Raw genomic sequence first — 527 nt, forward strand, 5'->3', positions numbered from 1 at the left:
CGCCAGACGGTCTCCTGCCGGGCGACCCGTTCGCGCAGCACGTCCCGGTAGCGGCTGAGGTGCCGCGCGTTGATCCACAGCCGGCTGATGGCGTCGTAGGCCTCACCCGTGGTGTGAGCGAGGAACCGGGCCAGCCGCTCGGTGGGGGTGCCCTCGCTCCCCTCCACCGGAAGCAGTGCGTCGATCTCGGTGGTCGCCGCACTGGCGAACGCCTCGGCGACCAAGTCCTCGGCGGACGGGAAGTAGTGGCTGATCAGGCCGGGCCGCACGTCGAGTTCCTCGGCGACCCGCCGCAGGGTGACGCACTCCAGCCCCTCTGCCAGGGCGACAGCCGCCGCGGCGGCGACGATCTCCGCACGTCGGGCAGCCGGGTCCTTGCGGACGCGTTTGCGCTGAACGCTTGACGACATGCCGCGGATGCTATTGAGTGTGCGGCCAATAAGCAACTCTATTGGGCGCCCGACCAATAATTGGGCCGGGCCGCTCCCCCGGCGGCCGGCCCGGACCGCCGCCCCCGCACCGACCAG

General features: G+C 71.5%; 1 protein-coding gene. It reads right to left on the bottom strand.

Going from position 1 to position 527, the window contains the following annotated elements; all coding sequences use genetic code 11:
- A partial coding sequence (locus IF89_RS0135945) for a TetR family transcriptional regulator (RefSeq protein ID WP_030777643.1) occupies positions 1-410 on the bottom strand: 410 nt, incomplete at its 3' end.
- Positions 411-527: the final 117 nt, after the last annotated feature.

Source organism: Streptomyces sp. NRRL F-2664 (assembly GCF_000719345.1).
Classification (GTDB): Bacteria; Actinomycetota; Actinomycetes; order Streptomycetales; family Streptomycetaceae; genus Streptomyces.